This is a genomic window from Colwellia sp. 5_MG-2023 (assembly GCF_030547795.1).
In the GTDB taxonomy this organism is placed as follows: domain Bacteria; phylum Pseudomonadota; class Gammaproteobacteria; order Enterobacterales; family Alteromonadaceae; genus Colwellia.
The window spans coordinates 323,114-342,552 of record NZ_JAUOPW010000002.1; the positions used below are offsets into that span (position 1 = coordinate 323,114).

20 protein-coding genes and 1 pseudogene are annotated in these 19,439 nt (G+C 34.2%); 4 read left to right on the forward strand and 17 right to left on the reverse strand.

Annotated elements, in window-relative coordinates; all coding sequences use genetic code 11:
- The 8 genes from atpE to Q4496_RS03000 form a co-directional block, all read right to left on the reverse strand.
- Positions 1-228, reverse strand: coding sequence for a F0F1 ATP synthase subunit C (gene atpE / locus Q4496_RS02965; RefSeq protein WP_086745850.1), 228 nt, complete (start codon positions 226-228; stop codon positions 1-3).
- 74 nt (positions 229-302) lie between these two features.
- On the reverse strand, positions 303-1,157 hold the full coding sequence (gene atpB / locus Q4496_RS02970) for a F0F1 ATP synthase subunit A (protein WP_215971654.1): 855 nt from the start codon (positions 1,155-1,157) through the stop codon (positions 303-305).
- 46 nt (positions 1,158-1,203) lie between these two features.
- Complete coding sequence (locus Q4496_RS02975; RefSeq protein WP_303609907.1) at positions 1,204-1,587, reverse strand: ATP synthase subunit I; 384 nt, start codon at positions 1,585-1,587, stop codon at positions 1,204-1,206.
- 563 nt (positions 1,588-2,150) lie between these two features.
- Complete coding sequence (locus tag Q4496_RS02980) at positions 2,151-3,065, reverse strand: ParB/RepB/Spo0J family partition protein (RefSeq protein ID WP_303601071.1); 915 nt, start codon at positions 3,063-3,065, stop codon at positions 2,151-2,153.
- A 35-nt stretch (positions 3,066-3,100) separates the two neighbouring features.
- Positions 3,101-3,916, reverse strand: coding sequence for a ParA family protein (locus tag Q4496_RS02985; RefSeq protein ID WP_215971651.1), 816 nt, complete (start codon positions 3,914-3,916; stop codon positions 3,101-3,103).
- A 52-nt stretch (positions 3,917-3,968) separates the two neighbouring features.
- Positions 3,969-4,595, reverse strand: coding sequence for a 16S rRNA (guanine(527)-N(7))-methyltransferase RsmG (gene rsmG / locus Q4496_RS02990; protein WP_215971650.1), 627 nt, complete (start codon positions 4,593-4,595; stop codon positions 3,969-3,971).
- 27 nt (positions 4,596-4,622) lie between these two features.
- The gene (mnmG, locus tag Q4496_RS02995; protein ID WP_215971649.1) at positions 4,623-6,515 is read right to left on the reverse strand and encodes a tRNA uridine-5-carboxymethylaminomethyl(34) synthesis enzyme MnmG; all 1,893 of its coding nucleotides are present in this window, start codon (positions 6,513-6,515) and stop codon (positions 4,623-4,625) included.
- Positions 6,516-6,940: 425 nt separating this feature from the next.
- Positions 6,941-7,408 (reverse strand): flavodoxin domain-containing protein, encoded by a 468-nt coding sequence (locus Q4496_RS03000; protein WP_215971648.1) that lies wholly within the window; start codon positions 7,406-7,408, stop codon positions 6,941-6,943.
- Between the two features lie 570 nt (positions 7,409-7,978).
- Between Q4496_RS03000 and Q4496_RS03005 the strand changes: the two genes are divergently transcribed.
- Positions 7,979-8,215 carry an RNA-binding protein gene (locus Q4496_RS03005; protein WP_215971647.1) on the forward strand — a complete coding sequence of 79 codons (237 nt, stop codon included), beginning with the start codon at positions 7,979-7,981 and terminating at the stop codon, positions 8,213-8,215.
- Between the two features lie 77 nt (positions 8,216-8,292).
- On the opposite strand, the gene Q4496_RS03010 is transcribed toward Q4496_RS03005, so the two are convergent.
- Positions 8,293-8,478 carry a hypothetical protein gene (locus tag Q4496_RS03010; protein WP_215971646.1) on the reverse strand — a complete coding sequence of 62 codons (186 nt, stop codon included), beginning with the start codon at positions 8,476-8,478 and terminating at the stop codon, positions 8,293-8,295.
- Between the two features lie 113 nt (positions 8,479-8,591).
- A pseudogene (locus Q4496_RS03015) lies at positions 8,592-9,059 on the reverse strand (acyl-homoserine-lactone synthase); the annotation flags it as partial.
- A gap of 263 nt (positions 9,060-9,322) precedes the next feature.
- Between Q4496_RS03015 and Q4496_RS03020 the strand changes: the two are divergent.
- Both Q4496_RS03020 and Q4496_RS03025 read left to right on the forward strand, forming a co-directional pair.
- Entirely contained in the window at positions 9,323-10,045 is a 723-nt protein-coding gene (locus Q4496_RS03020) for an autoinducer binding domain-containing protein (protein WP_303609908.1), read from the forward strand.
- Positions 10,046-10,316: 271 nt separating this feature from the next.
- Positions 10,317-10,604 carry a flagellar protein FlhE gene (locus tag Q4496_RS03025; protein WP_368411049.1) on the forward strand — a complete coding sequence of 96 codons (288 nt, stop codon included), beginning with the start codon at positions 10,317-10,319 and terminating at the stop codon, positions 10,602-10,604.
- A 44-nt stretch (positions 10,605-10,648) separates the two neighbouring features.
- On the opposite strand, the gene Q4496_RS03030 is transcribed toward Q4496_RS03025, so the two are convergent.
- From Q4496_RS03030 to rpmH, 7 genes are all read right to left on the reverse strand, one after another.
- Entirely contained in the window at positions 10,649-11,068 is a 420-nt protein-coding gene (locus Q4496_RS03030; RefSeq protein ID WP_215971641.1) for a hypothetical protein, read from the reverse strand.
- 325 nt (positions 11,069-11,393) lie between these two features.
- On the reverse strand, positions 11,394-13,097 hold the full coding sequence (locus Q4496_RS03035; protein ID WP_368411050.1) for a DUF4158 domain-containing protein: 1,704 nt from the start codon (positions 13,095-13,097) through the stop codon (positions 11,394-11,396).
- 253 nt (positions 13,098-13,350) lie between these two features.
- Complete coding sequence (gene mnmE / locus Q4496_RS03040) at positions 13,351-14,769, reverse strand: tRNA uridine-5-carboxymethylaminomethyl(34) synthesis GTPase MnmE (RefSeq protein ID WP_215971640.1); 1,419 nt, start codon at positions 14,767-14,769, stop codon at positions 13,351-13,353.
- A gap of 145 nt (positions 14,770-14,914) precedes the next feature.
- Positions 14,915-16,549, reverse strand: a complete 1,635-nt coding sequence (gene yidC / locus Q4496_RS03045) for a membrane protein insertase YidC (protein ID WP_215971639.1) — start codon at positions 16,547-16,549, stop codon at positions 14,915-14,917.
- 151 nt (positions 16,550-16,700) lie between these two features.
- Positions 16,701-16,949, reverse strand: coding sequence for a membrane protein insertion efficiency factor YidD (gene yidD / locus Q4496_RS03050; protein ID WP_215971638.1), 249 nt, complete (start codon positions 16,947-16,949; stop codon positions 16,701-16,703).
- Complete coding sequence (rnpA, locus tag Q4496_RS03055; protein ID WP_252727341.1) at positions 16,916-17,251, reverse strand: ribonuclease P protein component; 336 nt, start codon at positions 17,249-17,251, stop codon at positions 16,916-16,918. The genes yidD and rnpA overlap by 34 nt, the downstream gene beginning before the upstream one ends.
- A gap of 84 nt (positions 17,252-17,335) precedes the next feature.
- The gene (gene rpmH / locus Q4496_RS03060) at positions 17,336-17,470 is read right to left on the reverse strand and encodes a 50S ribosomal protein L34 (protein ID WP_033080930.1); all 135 of its coding nucleotides are present in this window, start codon (positions 17,468-17,470) and stop codon (positions 17,336-17,338) included.
- A 577-nt stretch (positions 17,471-18,047) separates the two neighbouring features.
- Here rpmH and dnaA point away from each other — a divergent pair.
- Complete coding sequence (gene dnaA, locus Q4496_RS03065) at positions 18,048-19,415, forward strand: chromosomal replication initiator protein DnaA (RefSeq protein ID WP_303601067.1); 1,368 nt, start codon at positions 18,048-18,050, stop codon at positions 19,413-19,415.
- Positions 19,416-19,439 lie beyond the last annotated feature (24 nt).

Sequence of the window (19,439 nt, forward strand, 5' to 3'; positions counted from 1 at the left end):
TTAAAGTACAAACAATAATACCATCGCGATACCAACACCGATCATTGCTACAGCATCGATTAAACCAGCTAAAATGAACATTTTAACTTGTAATGACGGAGCTAATTCTGGTTGGCGTGCACACGCTTCTAAGAATTTTCCGCCCATGTTACCAAAACCGATAGCAGTACCAATAGCACCAAAACCGATAAGTAAAGCAACAGCGATGAACTTAATTGCTTCAGGCATTGTTAATAGTTGTTCCATTTTTTTTCTCCAGGGTTTTTAATTATAAAAATTAAAGTTAAAGTTAAAGTTAAAAATTAATGATTGTCCGAGCTTGCCATGCTTAAGTAAACGATTGTTAGCATCATAAATACGAATGCTTGTAATACAATTACTAGTATATGGAATACAGCCCACACAAAGTGCAACGGAAGTTGCATTAAACCTACAGCGCCGATTAAGATGAATATCAACTCACCAGCATATAAGTTACCGAATAAACGCAGTGCTAACGAGAATGGCTTAGCGACTAATGCGATTGTTTCCAGTAATAAATTACAAGGGATTAAAAATACCATTGCAAGTTTGTTATTTGTACTAAAAGGGTGCAAAGTAAGTTCTTTAATAAAACCACCAACACCTTTGATTCTTATAGAATAAGCTATCATCAACAAGAATACGCCCACAGCTAATGCCGCAGTAAGATTAATATCTGTTGTTGGTACAATTTTCATGTATACATCATGAGAATCCATACCGAATGCTGTTTCACCAACAAACCCAGCTAATGCAGGTAAGAAATCAACAGGAATTAAATCCATTAAGTTCATCAAAAAGACCCAAACAAATATCGTTAGGGCTAATGGCGCAATCAGTGCACTTTTACCTTGGAAGGTTTTAGATACGTTGTCACCAACAAAATCAATAACCATTTCAATGAAACATTGAAATTTATCAGGTACACCTGTGGTTGCTTTGTTTGCTGCTCTACGGAAAATCCATAAAAACAGTATCCCTAAACCAATTGACCAAGCTAGGGTATCGATATGCCATGTCCAGAAACCACTGTCACTACATGCTTTATTAAATGCCAAACCACTATCGGTTGTACACATTTTCGCATTAGTTAAATGATGCTGAATATGGCCTGAGAGAGTAACTTCTTCTGCCATTTTATTATCCCAAAAGTTAAAGTTTATAAATTTTTTTGCTTCTGTTTCAACGCTTTGTTAAAAACAGAGGCTGTAGTAGTGGAAAAAACACTACTACACAATATGTACTTAAAAATGCTGACGGTACTATTACCATAAATTTAAAAACCAACGCAAATAATAGCGCGGTATAAAGCATTTTTAATTTTACGCCGCTATAGAAAGACTCTACTACTTTCCTAGACGACTGTGCCCCTGCATATTTAAATGCTTTCAAGGCAAAAATAATATTGGGTATAATTGCGACTGCACCACCAACTAACGCTGATTTGGCATGGGCAGTTCCCCATATAAAATAAATTATTACTGTTGTTATTAACATTAAAGCAATAGTGAATAATATTTGTGTTCGAGCTACTTTTCGCCCTGCTTTTATTAAGCTATTACTCATATATACTAATAAAACTCATCTAAAAAATCATCAACAATAATCTCTGTTACATTACGAATATAGTCGTAGTCCAACGAGTTTTTTAAAGTAAAAACTTTAATGTTAAAAAGTTTGCGCAAGTATACTTAAATTGTCTTTTATTGCAAGAAAATAGGGCAATGAACGCCCCTTATTTGTGCTAATAATTAATATAGATTTGAGAAATACAACTAAAGTACTAAATTATAGTTAACTAAAGGATTCTAAAGGATGAAATAGCCTATTTAACACCATCACTGCTCGGATGAGTTTTATTGAATATTAAGGGGGTGTAATTAAAATTTATGTTACTGAATATTACAATACTATTTGAAGAGCAAACTATTACTCTATGTTTATTTTGGAGGAAAAGTTTAGTGTAATTTATCTGGTTGAGTTTTTAGAGAATATCGCCTGGAGTGGCTAGTTTTAAATGAAGGGGAATATAGTTACTAGCGAAAAACTTATTAAGCCAAGCTTAAATTATTTAATTCGCTAGTATTTTATCTGCTAGATTTTATGGTCGTAGTTAATAGTCGTTAGTATTATTTTATTTTAGAAATAAAGTCATTCAATTCAGCTAAATTAGCATATGAGATAACGAGTTTACCTTTTCCTTTTTTATTATGACTAACGGCAACATTCAAACCTATTTTTTCTGCTAAGTTTTGCTCTATATTAGTGCTATTTTGATCTTTTTCTTTCGCAGGCTTTTCTTCACTCGGGTTTTGAATTCTTTTAATTAGTGCTTCTGTTTCTCTAACTGTTAATTCTTTTGTTGCTACTGTTCTTGCTGCTTCAGCTTGTAATGTATCATCAAGGGCTAACAATGCACGAGCATGACCCATTTCAATATCACCATTTTCTAAGAAAGTTTTTACAGCATCATTTAAATTATTTAAGCGTAAAAGATTTGTTACTGCCGTTCTAGATTTACCTACGGCTAAAGCCACTTCTTGATGAGTTAAATCAAATTCAGTTAATAAACGATCTAAGGCAACAGCTTCTTCCATTGCATTTAAATCTTCTCGTTGAATGTTTTCAATTAAAGCAATTGCAACCGCTGATTCATCAGGTACATCTTTTATTAAACAAGGAACTTCTGTCAATTTTGCTAATTTAGCTGCACGCCAACGACGCTCACCTGCAATTATTTCGTAAAACCGGTCACCATTATTGTCGGTATTAATAAGTCTAACAACAATTGGTTGGATAATTCCTTGAGATTTAATGGATAATGAAAGTTCTTCAAGTGCAGAATCGGACATATCCTTACGTGGCTGATACTTACCAGGTGATAACTTATTAATGGCTATTTTACTTAAATCACCATCTTTAAGTATAGTATCATCATTTTTGTCACTTTTTTTACTGCTATCTTCTTGTTCCGAAGGCCTTACTTGTGGCGTAAGTAATGCGTCAAGGCCTCTGCCTAAACCTCTTTTCTTTGTTGGGCTCATAATATTCCTTGAAATTACTCTGCAGTATCTTGACTCTAGCTAGCCACTTGCTCGCTATTTGGTGCTTTTGTTGAATTATTTTTTACCGTACTATTTTTACGTAGTACTTCACCAGCTAAAGCTAAATAAGCTTTTGCACCTGTTGATGACTTATCGTAATACATTACAGGTGAGCCAAAACTTGGTGCCTCGGCTAAACGTACATTACGTGGAATAACACTGCGGTACACTTTATCACCAAAGTGACGCTTTAATTGTTCAGATACATCATTTGCTAATCGATTACGAGGATCATACATAGTACGTAAAATACCTTCAATATGAAGCTTATCATTAACAACAGAAGTTAATTTTGAAATGGTATCCATTAACGCTGTTAACCCTTCTAAAGCATAATATTCACATTGCATTGGTACTAAAACAGAATCTGCTGCTGTCATCGCATTTACTGTCAGCATATTTAATGATGGTGGACAGTCAATAATAATAAAATCATAATGATCTTTTACTGGCTCAAGTGCCATTCTTAGTCGATGCTCTCGAGAGTATACTTCCATTAACTTTATTTCAGCTGCAGTAACATCGGTATTAGCCGCAATTAAATCATATAAACCAGTTGTTTCCTTTTGTGCAACTTCTTCAACCGATTTTTCTTCAATAAGTAATTCGTAACAAGTAGCTGGTACTTCATACTTATTAATACCGCTGGCCATTGTTGCATTGCCTTGAGGATCAAGGTCGATTAATAATATTTTTCGCTTAGTAGCAGCTAAAGACGCAGCCAAATTAACAGCAGTTGTTGTTTTACCAACACCACCTTTTTGATTTGCAACAGCTATTATTTTTCCCACAAGCGCCTCTATTATATTTAATTTATTATTTAAACAATGTTTTTAACACTTTTTAGTTCTTTTTTAAAACAAGTACATGCCGTTCGCCTACAAGTTCAGGTACCTTTATTTCATGACTAGCAACTAAACTAATATTTTCAGGTAAATTAGTCAGTTCATCACTGGGATATTGACCTTTTAAGGCAAAAAATTGTCCTTGTTCTTTAGTCACTAAATGTGAACACCAAGTCACCATATCATTAAGTGATGAAAAGGCTCTACTTAATACACCATCAAAAGGTGTTTCACCAGAATAATCTTCAACACGAGACTTAACCGGTTGAACATTAGTCAATTTTAATTGAAATACAACTTGTCTAAGAAAAGTGATCCTTTTTCCTAAACTATCTAATAATACAAAATTTTTCTCAGGAAATAATATAGCTAAAGGAATACCTGGTAAACCAGGACCTGTGCCAACATCGATAAAGTTTTTGCCATGCAACACTTCACCTACCATTAAACTATCCATTATATGCTTAACTAGCATTTCTTGTGGATCTCTTACTGATGTTAAGTTGTAAGCTTTATTCCATTTATGTAAAAGCTCTACATATTGAATAAGTAAGTTTACTTGTTGCGGAGAAACTTGCAAAGTTGTTTGACTAAGCAAGTTTTCGAGTTTTGAAGTTAATGTCATATTTTTTAATGATACTTTTTAATTGGCTTACGCTATTTTTTTACTAAGTAAACCATGTTTTTTTAAGTAAACTAATAATAACGAAATAGCTGCTGGAGTAATACCAGAAATTCTAGATGCTTTACCAATGGTTTCTGGACGAGCATCTTTTAATTTAGCGACAACTTCGTTTGATAATCCTGATAATTGCGTATAGTCAAAATCAAGAGGTATAACAGTATCTTCATTACGTTTTTTCTTGGCTATTTCATCAAGTTGTCTATCAATATAACCTGCATATTTAGTTTGAATTTCTATTTGCTCTGCTGCTTGTGTATCTGCAATAGCAGGGCCTAAACCTTCTATTTTCATTAAATCGCTATAACGTACTTCAGGACGACGAATAAGATCTTCGAGACTTGCTTCTTTACTCATTGGCGATTTTAGTAATGCATTTACTTGGTCTATATTACTTTGATCTTTTTGTACCCATGTATCTTTTAAACGTTGACGCTCTAATTCAATATTTTCCATTTTATCGTTAAAACGTTTCCAACGAAGATCATCAACTAAACCAACCTCACGGCCTTTTTCAGTTAAACGAATATCGGCATTGTCTTCACGTAACAATAAACGATATTCAGCACGTGAAGTAAACATACGGTAAGGTTCTTTTGTACCTAAGGTTGCTAAATCATCTATCAATACGCCCATATAAGCTTGGTCTCGACCTAGGGTAAATTCATCACGACCTTTTACTCTATTAGCAGCATTTGTTGCTGCAATTAAACCTTGAGCACCAGCTTCTTCATATCCTGTCGTACCATTTATTTGTCCAGCAAAATATAAATTTTCAATAAACTTACTTTCTAGTGATTGTTTTAAATCTCGAGGATCAAAGTAATCATATTCAATGGCATAGCCTGGACGTGTGATAAAAGCATTCTCAAAACCTTTAATTGAACGTACTAAATTCATTTGTACATCAAAAGGTAAACTCGTTGAAATACCATTTGGATAAATTTCATGAGTAGTTAACCCTTCAGGTTCAACAAATATTTGATGTGAAGTTTTATCAGCAAAACGAGTAATTTTATCTTCAATAGAAGGGCAGTAGCGTGGACCAATACCTTCAATAACACCAGTATACATTGGCGATCTATCTAAACCTTCACGAATATATTGATGTGTTTTTTCATTTGTATGAGTAATAAAACAAGAAACTTGCTCTGGATGATCCTTTTCAGATCCCATAAATGAAAACACTGGGCGTGGTGAATCTCCAGGTTGTTCTTCCATAACTGAAAAATCTAATGATCTTGCATCTAGACGAGGTGGAGTACCTGTTTTCAAACGATCCATTCTAAAAGGCATATCACGCATTTTTGATGCTAAATTTACGCTTGCAGGATCTCCTGCACGTCCGCCTTGATAATTGTTTAAACCAATATGAATCTGTCCTGCAAGGAAAGTTCCTACGGTTAATACAACTGTTTTTCCTTTAAATTTCAATCCCATTTGAGTTGAAACACCAGCAACACGATCATTTTCTAAGATCAGATCGTCACAAGGTTGTTGAAAAATAGTTAAGTTTTCTTGGTTTTCTAAGAATTGACGGACGAAAGTTCGGTATAACGCTCGATCTGCTTGAGCTCTAGTTGCTCTTACTGCTGGGCCTTTGCTTGCATTTAAGGTTCTAAATTGAATAGCACTATGATCAATGGCTGTTGCCATTAAACCACCTAAAGCATCAATTTCTTTTACTAAATGTCCTTTTCCAATACCACCGATGGCTGGATTACAGGACATTTGTCCTAAAGTATCGATGTTATGGGTTAACAAAAGTGTTTTACATCCCATTCGGGCAGATGCAAGCGCAGCCTCAGTGCCTGCATGGCCACCACCAACAACGATTACATCATACGACTCTTGATACCACATAAATTTGAACCTTAAAAAACTGTTGTTAAAGAAATTTTCTTTAACTGAAATTAGGAGACGTATTTTACCGTTTTTTTTCCAATAGTGAAACGATCAAATGCGTAAAAAGATCGTAACTCGATCTCTCTAATATATATAAGATCTTTATAGAGATCTTATTACTATTACTTATTAAGGATCGAGTTTTCTGTGGGTAAGTGTTTTTTTCTCAATTATTTTATATGGTTAAGAGAATGACAAGCTTGTGATCAAACATTGATCAAGTCTCATATAAGCGGTGATCAAAAGGACTAGTTATCCACAGAGTAATTAAACCATAAAGATATACACGGAATAATAATATGAAATTAACCGCTTATCCATTGAATTGTCCACAATATGCGTTTTTTACACTAAGTTTTGTTGATAACTTATGTGTAAGTAGCTTATAAAAGATCCTTGTTTTCACTTAACCATTGCTGTGCAAGATCTTCTGGATCAATATCTTCACTCATATCAAGAGTTTTAACATCTAACAAACTATTACAACCCTTTGATATTAATAGTTTATTTAATTCAAAGCCTGCTTTGCAAAAAGTATCATAATTTGAATCACCAATAGCGATAACAATTAAATTTATTGAGGATAGATCTTGTACACAATTTTTAAGATCTTCAACAAATGCTTGGATATTGTCAGGAAAGTCACCAGCTCCATGAGTGGAGGTACAAACGAGCCAAGTTGTTTTTTTAGCAGGATCTTGTGAAAAAGTTGATCCAAGGATCGAATTAAAATTAGGATTTAAGTGTAAATTTACGTCATGGTTAAGTTTGTTTAGCTGTTCTTCACATGCTTCAGCAACATATTCTGTGCCGCCAAGCATACTGCCAACAATTATTTGAAATGAGCTCATAGTTAGGTGATCTAATGATTAAGAATGAAATGATTGTATTCTTATACGTAAACCAGCTCAAGGTGAACGAGTTAGCTTAAATGATAAACTTATTGAGGCCGGCTATTTTAATTAACTGCCGTTTGTGAGGATCGTCTTTTATGGTTGTTTTGATCCGGAATAAGATCTACTACTTACTTAAGTAGATCCAAATAACAAAGTACAAAAGTTTAGATCGCTTCTTTATAGGTACTTTAACTGGCTAAGTTTTATTAAAGTTTGTTAGTAATGAGTAAGCTAATTGATAAATAAGTAGTGTTAGAGATAATTTTTATAAATATATTTATATAGTAAGTATTCACTATTAATTTTATCCATATTTTTATAGATATTGAAAATATACTTATTCTAGATGTAATAACGGCTGGTAGCATGAGGTCTAAAACTACCAACAGCGAGTAGTGAAGTAAGCGCTAATAGGTACTGAGTGTAATAATATGCCGTTTAATATTTTTATTTATCATTACTTACTACGGGCAATATGTGCGACAATTACTTACGCAATATTTTAATCAAGTCATAAGGTTCATTATGAAACTTTTAGTTCGTAACCTTTCACGTTCAACCACAGAGCAAGAACTTCGTATTTTATTTTCTGCTCATGGCTCTGTCACTGAATGTAGTTTAGTTTTAGATCAAGAAACAGGTAAGTCAAAAGGTTTTGCTTTTGTGGTAATGCCAGATGAGAAAGAAGCAAAATTGGCACTTTCGGCTCTTCATGAAACAAGAGTTGCTAAAAACAGAATTCGTGTAAAAGTTGCACAATAGTTCGTTTTAACAGAAACTTACCTCAGAAAAATTAGTTATATTGCCGCGATAAAGTATAGATAAAGATCTAAAATAACTTAAGCGGCTTTAATTTCATAAGATAAACCTGACCGCTCTTCATATCTGTGTTTATTACCTATCAAAATATATTTCTTACTGTTCTTAAAACTCAATTCTGGTTTATCAATCATTACTGCTAGTTCTTTAGTTTCAGAAAAAACAAAAGCTGAAAATGTATTACGAATAAGGGGTTTTGTGCCCATCCCCTCGAAATGAACCTTAAGCCTATTTTATAACCAACACATGGTTTTGTTAGTTACATATGATTTATTCAAGTTGTGGTTAATTTTCCTTAAATTAACCACAATCAAACGCATTAAATTAGAAAGTTTTCTATATTTCTAAAATCTACGTAACACGCAAAAAGCTTATATCCATTTACTTTCATTGGTTTACCCAATCTTTGTCCTTCGATCCCCATAGATTTCAATAAACGCTCAATACCTAAAGGAGATACACTTACGATACCTCTAGCTCCATTTTGTTTAGCAATATCAAATGACTCCCAAAGTAAGCGCTGTGTCAATTCACCTGTCATTTGACCATTGTTATTGTCCTTTAAGCCATTAACATTCATGCTAGTGAAACGTGATAACTCCCAAATATCTTTGCTTTTTGGTGGGGAAGTACCCTCTAAAAGCATGGGGAAAATACATTCGAGTAAGTAAGGTTGTGTTGTTGGTAAAAGCCTTGAGCAACCTGTGATGTTACCCTCACTATTTTTTGCTATGACATAACAAGTGTGTTCATTATCAAATTCATCTATTTCGATATTGTCTTTAGTTTTAAGCTCCCATCATAGCTGTTCAATAAATACTTTGTACCTATATTGAAATAACTCTTTTTTCTGATTTTCTGGTAATAGACGACCAAGCACATTAGTAAAATTTATCATAAAAATAACCCATATTTTGAAATGAGGGATCTTTTTACGCTAAAAAATCAAATAAAAGCCTGTTATAAATAACAGTTGCTAGTGATATGATTTAGTGATCAAGCGACTGGCTGTAGAAGAAGCTAAAGGATTGTTAAACTTAAGGATGATTAATGAAAATAAACGTACCTGATTTATTTGAGAAAACAATGCAAAGTATGCTCTATTGTTCAAACGAGCGAGAGTTATTTAACTTACTTTTAATCGCTGTTAGGGCATTAGAGTTTGATTATTATGCTTACGGTGTTCGTATAGCCTCACCCATTACAAAGCCATCATTTTCATTAAAAAATAATTACACCAATAAATGGCAGTCACGCTATGCTGACAAAAATTATATTGCAATAGATCCCACGGTAAAGCATGGGTTGATTTCCACTCGTCCTATTGTTTGGGGTAATAAACAAATACAAGAACAACCTGAGTTTTGGGAAGAGGCATCTGCACATGGTTTGAAGTATGGATGGGCACAATCTTCTTTTTTAACCCCTAGTTCAATTGGCATGCTCACTGTTGCACGGGAAAATGAAGATAGATATTTAGAAAAAACACCATGTAATCAAACACTTTTAATATGGTTAAATAATGTATTTAAAAGCTCATACGCTGAAATAATACTACCAAACATACTTAAAGAGACATACTTAGCACTTACCGCTAGAGAAACCGAAATGTTAAAATGGTGTGCTGATGGCAAGACATCTGATGAAATTGCAATAATACTTAATTTAACAAAGCGTACTGTCAATTTTCATATTGCCAATGCGATAAATAAACTTAATGTAACAAATAAAACCGCTGCTGCTGTCAAAGCTATTCAGCTAAATATTATCTAGTTACCTCTATATACCTGTTGTAAATATCAGTATTAGCGAAAACACTTATCTGCTTTAATACAAATCAAGGGCGTTAAATCATGCCCTAGAAATTGAGATGTAAAATTAGTGTCTCAATACATTTTCTCTTAATTAATTAGGGGAAAAATTTAACATGGATATAAGGATATTTGTTATGAAAATGAATAAAACGTTATTAGCTTTAGCTGTGATCACTAGTGCTTAGAGCGGCACTGGACCATCTCTGACTAATACAGGCCTTCTATATACGCTGAATCTACCTGTCGTAGGTTCTGTACCTTTTGGTTCACAAATTACCGTAGTAAATTACTCTTGGAATCTATCATATATTCCCTCTGGTCTTGTCGTTTATCTTTGTTGGGATACAACATCGTCATGTATGGACGTGAGCTCAAGTAAAACAGGAAGTTTAACAGCTTTTTCGGGTTTAGATGCGAATAAGAAATTCATTTATGCTTTTGCAGTACCTGGAAGCGGCAGTGTAATTTCACCATTCGCTTATGGGCAGACAAATCAAGTTATTGTAAATTACAATTAACTATTTCTAAGGTCTTCTCAATAGAAGACCTTACTGCTTAACCTTTAAGCATAGGTGTCGACTTTTGTCATTCCGGACTTAACTTGATAATCCATTGGTAGTGAATGATTAAACGACAATAACTCTTTAAAAATTTCTTGATCTGATGAACCTTTTGATTTCATTTCATTGAACAACTCAATTCGTTGCCCCGTCACTTTTGATGCGATTTTATCAAACTCTTCAGACATATCCGCCCAATTCTTGTACGCTGCAGGATCAGAAAGTGGGGGGGCATCATTTAAATTTATCATCAACTTATCAGGTATAAATGCAACGGCTTCAGCCATTTCTTTAGCGAATAAAGGATCTGATTCGACATCTGGAATGAAATTATCCCAACCATGTCGTACATATCCTGAACTTTTCGTTTCCTGTGCAGTTGGAGGTACAACTGAATTTTTAACCTCGGAAGTTTGTTGCACAGCATAGTTCTGTGAACCAATAGAATTTATCATGTCATTATCCTTAATTTTTTTTACTAAAAAAACTACATTTTTTATGAGTGTATCAACATCAATACTTACCCTGATTTTAAAGCAAGTAGCAGACCAATAAATCAGTACCTGTTATTTGTAACAGGTTTTTTAAAGTATCAGACATGAAAACACGCCTTGAGGTAGAAATGTCAGTTATATTAGCCAATAAAACGGCAAATGGGGGGAGTATGTTTTTACAGCGGCAAACTATTGCCGATTAAATAAAGGATAATTAAGTATTCATTTAAATCTCGAATGAATGAGACCTAGCCTAGCTAGATAATTTTGTTGCTTCAGTTGATACTTTTTCAAGAACATCATTCAATATTCTATAAATAGTAGCGGAACCCAAGTCGTACTCTTTTGCTAAAAAACCAATTGATATGCCTTTTTCCCTTTTATTATAAATTTCTAAATCTCTTTCTGCTGTTCTTTTTGTTGGCCGACCAAACTTAACTCCGTGCTCTTTCGCTTTAGCAATACCTTCTAATTGTCTTTCTGAGCGTAAATCTGTTTCAAACTCTGCGATTGCCGCTAGCATGTTAAATATTAAACGACCAGTGGGAGTGGCAGTGTCAATTGATTGGTCAATTACCACTAGGTCAATATATTCACGTTCACTTTTAGATACCACATCGAGATTAATTGTTTTTATTGTTTTGAATGCGGTTAATTCTTCGTGAGCCTTGATGTATTGTTCACGCAATTCGTCTTTAAGATGAATGAATTCAATATCAATAGACATAAAAAGTGATCGGATAAGCTTTTTAATTTTACTGGATTGTTTATCGATGAATTGCCATTCGTACTGACGGCCATCAAAGTCATTATTATCTAAATGATCACTTAATAGCTTAATGCTATCGGCAGGAATTAGTTTAAAAGCTTTCTTACGCACATCACCAAAACTAAGACCATCGTCCATTTCAGCATCAATAAAATACTTCAATAAACTGCCCGCAGATTTTAATTTAGTTCTAACAATGTTTACATCTTCTACAATACGTTGTTTTGCATAGCCCTTGGCTGATTCTGTTAACTTTCTGATCATATAGATAAAAGCAGAAACTAAATTGTCATTGGTTTCTCGGTACCTAAAAAATAAGTAACAAACAAGATATAAAATAGTTTGGCTGTCATCGTGTCTTCTGAGTTTATAAACTGTCTTGTGTTTAACTAATGACGCATAGTATTCAAGGTTTTTAGGGGATAATTTGAGTTCAGCAATAAGCACTTTAATTTCAGGGTAAAGTAAACGTATAGTTTTATGTGTCTTCAACTCTTGTGCTATTTGACTAGCCGAAAAATCTTTAGCCATTCTTTTCAATTTGGCTAGGTCAGTAAAGGTACTATTTGATTCAAGTAATTTAAGTAATATGGCTTTTGTGGATTGAGTTAAATTTTCAGTGAGAATATGCTCAATACGGCTTCGTTCATTTGATAAAACGGTTGAGATAGTGTCTTGTAGTGTTGTATAACCAGCAAGCGCTATTCTGTTTTGACCAAAATAAGCAATACACTCATCGAAAACATACCTAGGCTCTAAGTTTATTTTTACGACATCATTGAGTCTTTTAAGAAGTAGTTCTTTATCTACTTTACTATGATAATTTGAAAAGCCAGTATAGCTAAGTAACTTTTTGAACAACTTTGTTTTTGTTGTTCGAGGTAAGTCAGTCAACATCATATCTTTACCATTAAAGTATTTAGTTCTGACATAATCAAGATCAACAACAACGTCTTCAAATGAAAAATTAAAAATGATAGGCCGCGATCTAAAGTAGCCTAATAGCAGAATAAAATATACTCTGGTTTCTAATCGTCTTAGCTCATTAACCAGTTTTTGGGTTTCACTATCCAATGAAAAATAGTCTTCTCTGTCTGTATGATTAAAGTTAGGAAGAGCGTAAAGTTCGTTTATTTCAGACGATGTAAGTATTTGAATACGTTTAGTGGTTGGGTTAGTGATGATAATTGACCTTTATAGTTATTTTACACCATCATAACTTATGAATGGCCAATAAATAACCTTAAGGTTCATTTCGAGGGGATGGGCACAAAACCCCAATAACGGCTGGTTTTCGTGATGAAATTTCTACGGTAAGCATATTGCCACCTTTTAACCTTCTTAGTTAAAAGGTGGCAATATGCTTGTAGGGGAGAGAAAATATTAATATAGGGGCTATTTTTAAGTTATATCGATGGCGTATAAACGTTTATTTATATACCTATTTTCCAATACAGAAAGAGCTAAATATTTTAGTTAATAGGTCATCACTGGTGAATTCTCCGGTGATTTGATCAAGCTCTAACTGACAAATTCTTAATTCTTCAGCTAAAATTTCTCCAGCTACATAAGACTCTAATTGGTCTAAACCAGTAATTAAATGCTGATGAGTGTTATCTAAAGCGGTTAAATGACGTCTTCTAGCCATAAATCCACCTTCAGTACTACCTTGATAGCCCATAATCGCTTTTAAGTGCTCTTTTAAGCTGTCAACGCCTGCGCCAGTTTTTGCTGATAAGGTTACCGAAGTATGGTTTTTATTATTTTTATCTGTAAATTCAGCTAAGCCAATATTATCTTCAAGAATTGCTTGGTTTAAATCGGCTTTATTTCTTACTAAGGTCAGGCCGATGTTATTAGGTAGCTTTTCGAAAAACTCAGGATAATAATCTTTAATATCTTGTTCACTTTCTAAAAGATTATGGTTGGTACTCGCATCAACCATTAACAATACGCGATCAGCTTGTTTTATTTCTTGCCAAGCGCGTTCAATTCCAATTTGTTCAACTCTATCATCACTGTCACGTAAACCTGCAGTGTCTATAATATGTAATGGCATACCATCGATATGAATTTGTTCTGTTAATACATCACGTGTAGTACCAGCAATATCGGTAACAATGGCACTTTCTTTACCGCTCAATGCATTGAGTAAACTTGATTTTCCGGCATTAGGCCTACCTGCTATAACGACACGCATACCTTCACGAATAATACTGCCTTGTTGTGCCTGTTTTCTTACGCTTTCAACTTTGCTGATAATAGCTTTAAGATCGTTAACTATTTTTTTATCAGCAAGAAAGTCAATTTCTTCTTCTGGAAAGTCGATAGAGGCTTCAACATACATACGTAGATGAATAATGCTTTCTACCATTTCGTTAACTAATTTAGAAAAATTACCTTGAAGTGAGTGCAGGGCAGAGCGTGCAGCTTGTTCTGAACTTGAATTGATTAAATCTGCAATTGCTTCAGCTTGGGTTAAATCAAGTTTGTCATTTAAAAAAGCTTGTTCACTAAACTCACCTGGTTTAGCCATAACAACATTAGGTAAGGCTAGAATAGCTTTAAGTAGCATATCTAAAAGAACAGGACCACCGTGACCTTGAAACTCTATAACATCTTCACCCGTAAATGAATTAGGGGCTTTAAAAAATAAAGCGATACCTTGATCTAATATTTCGTTTTGTGCATTTGAAAAAGGTAAGTATTCAGCTTTTCTAATTTCAGGCAATTTACCCAAAATAGCTTGAGCAACATTTTTTGCTTCAGGCCCAGATACACGAATAATACCAACACCACCACGGCCAGGTGCGGTAGCTTGTGCTGCAATAGTTGATTTACCACTAGGTAATAATGACATTGATTTAAACCTATAAAAATAGAGAGCTTGAATAATAGCTATTTTACGTTATTTATCTTTAACTAACAAAAAAGCGATTTCTTTATCAGAAACCGCTTTTATATTATTAATATGAACTTAAGTTAAAAATTATAACAAAGAAGTGTTAACTTGCTTTTTCTAATTTCTTCTTCTCAATGCCGCTGAAAATGACTTTCATTTGGGCAATTGAAATCATGTTACTTACGAACCAGTAAAGTACTAATCCTGATGGGAACCAAGCCATAAATATTGAGAAAACAACAGGCATGTATTGCATTATTTTCTGTTGCATTGGATCTTGAATAGTCATTGGTTGCATTTTTTGCATTACAAACATACTAATACCCATTAATACTGGCAATACATAGTATGGGTCCATTGCTGACAAATCTTGAATCCAAAAAACAAACGGTGCATGTCGTAATTCAACACTTTCTAAAAATACCCAGTAAAGCGCAAGGAAAATAGGCATTTGTAGTAATAATGGTAAACAACCGCCAGCAGGGTTTACTTTCTCTTTACGATACATTTCCATGGTAGCTTGAGACATTTTTTGTCTGTCATCACCAAAACGTTCTTTAAGCTGTGCCATTTTCGGCGCTAATTCACGCATTTTAGCCATTGAGGTATATTGCGCTTTTGTTAACGGATACATACCACCTTTAACAATTAAAGTGATGATAATAATTGCTACACCCCAGTTTGTTACAAAGCTTTGAATTGTTAATAGTAACCAGAATAATGGTTGACTAATCATCCATAAAAAACCGTAATCAATAGTTAAATCTAAGTTAGGTGCAATTTTCTCTAGTACCGCTTGATCTTTAGGACCAACATAAAAAATAGCTGAGGTATTGCCTTGTTGGCCTGCATCTATTGTTACTGGCGGTGCTTTAAAACCAATAACAGCTTCCTGGTTGTTGCTGTAGTTAGTATACAGTTGGTTGTTATCTTCAGCATTTGGTACCCAAGCTGAAACAAAGTAATGCTCTAGCATTGCAACCCAACCACCAGGTGTTGTTTTATTTAAGTTTGTTTCTGCAATATCATCAAAATCATATTTTTCATAGCGATCTTCACTTGTAGAGAATGCAGCGCCACGATAAGTAGGTAACATACCTGATGAAGTGTCTTTTAATGTAGATTGTTTAAGTTGACCGTACATTTGAACTGAAACACTGTTAGCTGTGCTGTTATTAATTATGTATTCAACACCAATACTGTAACTGCCAGCAACAAATGAAAAGCGTTTTGTTACGCTTAGACCATTGTTATCTTGAAAAGTTAGATCTACAGTTAAATTGTCACCAACCAATTCATAGTTACTTTGAACCGTACTATAAATAGGTCGGCCTTTAATAACTCTATCTACGCCGTTAGCACCCGTTAAGCCCGATTGTGCAACATATTTTTGATTACCGTTTTGCATTACGGTATATGGAATATTATTACCTTGTTCGGTATTAAAATCGAGTAGCTTCGCATCAACAATATCACCACCTTGCGTATTAATTTTTACTAGCAAGGTATCTGTAGCGATACTAATTAATTTTGCATTTGAAGCTGTATCTCTTGTCATTGGTGCTGATGAGTCAGTTGATTCAGGAACAAATTCTGCATCTGCAGCAAGTTCATTATTCGCATTTTGACTAATAGTTGGTTGTTCAACTGCTGGTGAATTTTCTGCTTGCCACTGACTAAAAAGTAAGTAAGTAACAACCATAAGCGCAATAAAAAGCAGACTGCGTTGAGATTCCATAAGATTTAATTCTCTTGTTTTTGGGTTGGCACGAGGTTATATCCTCCCGCATGTAATTTATAGCAAGGCATTTTAGACTAGGTTTAACTGCAAACCAACACTCTTTTAGTATTAGCGTATATAATTTGTTCTGCTTTTTAAGGCAGGAATATTATTTTTCTTTTTTTAAGGGGGGAACTGGATCTTCACCACCTTCATTCAACGGGTGACATTTTAATATTCGTTTGCTTGCTAACCAACATCCTTTTATTACACCAAAGCGTTCTATAGCCTGGTTTGCATAAGTAGAGCAGGTTGGTTGAAATCGACAATTAGAGCCCAATAATGGACTAATAAAACGCTGATAGCCTTTTATACAAGCTATTGCTAGTTTTTGTGGCGCTGAATTATTTTTCGCCATATTTTTTCTAATTCTTGGTTGATTTCGTTATTGTCGAGTTGATCAATACCGGACTTTACCATAACTACCATGTCGATAGCAGGTAAATCATGTTGATTTAAACGAAAGCTTTCTCTAATAATTCTTTTCATGCGATTTCGTTGTACGGCAAGTTTCACACGTTTTTTAGCAATAGCTAAGCCGAGACGATTTTTTTTACATGAATCATCAGATAAATTAGTAGGGGTAATAAGTATAGTAAAATGGCGAGAGCCAAATCTGATAGGTTTTTTAAACACAGATTGAAAGTGACCGGGAGTCAACAGACGTGACTCCCGATTAAATTCATAAGTAACCTTATTGGTTACCATCTTAATTCAGTTTCTAACTTAGAAATAAAATTAAGATTAAGCACTAAGGCTTGCACGGCCTTTGGCACGGCGACGAGCTATAACAGCACGGCCATTTTTAGTTGCCATACGAGCACGGAATCCGTGGTTACGCTTACGCTTTAATACGCTAGGTTGAAATGTTCTTTTCATTACGCTAATCCGTCGGTTGTTGTTGCCCTGACAAAAAAGCCATTTGAGCACACAGGTCTAAAAAAAGAGGCCGAATTCTAAATCTAATTCAGCTCACTGTCAATGTTTTATCTTGAATATTTATTAAAAGATCCTTTGATGATCGTTAGGATCTTAGCTGCTGTGGTGACTTGCATTTTAATGTTATTCACCGAACGGGGTAAAAATATCCACAGGTTTGATGTTAAATGGTATTTTTTTACTGATTCATTGCTTTTTTATTTGTATAAGCAATAAAAGTAAGTAATCCATTTTTGAGTAATTTTAATATAAAACCTTACTAATAAGCCAATTAAACTAGTCTTTAGCTGTTTATTGTAAAAATAATTACGAATAGTTGTCTGTCAATATTGCACTTGTGGATAAGTATAGAGATAATGGTAGTACATAATAAAAAACTTTCGTTTGTTTTACTTTTTCAAGTCGTAAAATTTCTTGTCTTTTAAGTAACGATCTTATTGTTTATTTTCTAATGCTTCTTTTTTAATAAATAGATAATAACAACAAGCGGATGAAATATTTTCCTTTGGAGTTTTGGTTGGAACACTCTCTTTGGCAGCGATGCCTTTCTGTTCTTCAAGAAGAATTGCCAGCACAGCAATTTAGTATGTGGATTCGTCCACTACAGTGTGTTGTTACGGATAATATATTAACACTATATGCACCTAATCGTTTTGTTTTAGATTGGGTTCGCGATAAATATGTTAATAGAATCAATGAACTAATAACAATGACAGATGGTGGGGATTCATACCTTTTACGTTTTGATGTGGGTAGTAAACCACTAAGTCCTGCTGTACAAAAAAATGCAGCGACTTCTGCCGGCGCCAATTTTAGTCCAAATAGTAAATCAGCTCCCGCTGCTGAAGCGGAAACAAATTTACCAAAAAAGGCTAATGTTCGTGTTAAATATACTTTTGATAACTTTGTTGAAGGTAAATCGAACCAGTTAGCAAGAGCCGCCGCTTCACAAGTTGCTGATAATCCCGGTGCAGCTTATAATCCATTATTTATTTATGGTGGTACTGGTTTAGGTAAAACGCATTTATTACATGCAGTTGGTAATGGCATTTTACAAAATAATCCTAATGCTAAAATCGCTTATATGCACTCAGAACGTTTTGTGCAAGATATGGTAAAAGCGTTGCAAAATAATTCCATGGAAAAGTTTAAGCAATATTATCGTAGTGTTGACGCTTTATTAATTGATGATATTCAATTCTTTGCTGGTAAAGATAGAACTCAAGAAGAGTTTTTTCATACTTTTAATGCGCTACTTGAAGGCAATCAACAAATTATCTTAACTAGTGACCGTTACCCTAAAGAAGTTGCCGTTGAAGATCGATTAAAATCTCGTTTCGGTTGGGGCTTAACTATTGCGATTGAACCGCCAGAATTAGAAACACGTGTCGCTATCTTAAAAAGAAAGGGACAAGAAAGTAATATCAACTTAGCGGATGAAGTTGCTTTTTTCATTGCTAAACGTTTACGTTCAAATGTACGTGAATTAGAGGGAGCGCTTAATCGTGTTATTGCTAATGCAAATTTCACGGGTAGAGCGATTACTATAGATTTTGTTAGAGAAGCTTTACGAGATTTATTAGCTTTGCAAGATAAGCTTGTTACTATTGATAATATCCAACGCACTGTGGCTGAATATTACAAGATTAAAGTAGCGGATTTGCTCTCGAAGCGAAGAAACAGATCTGTCGCTAGACCTAGACAGCTAGCAATGGCATTATCTAAAGAATTAACGAACCATAGCTTACCAGAAATAGGTGATGCTTTTGGTGGAAGAGATCATACTACAGTGTTACATGCTTGTCGTAAGGTGAAGTCTCTTAGAGAGGAACTGCATGATATTAAAGAAGATTATTCTAATTTGATTAGAACCTTATCGTCTTAATATTTAATGTTTTCCACTAGTGTT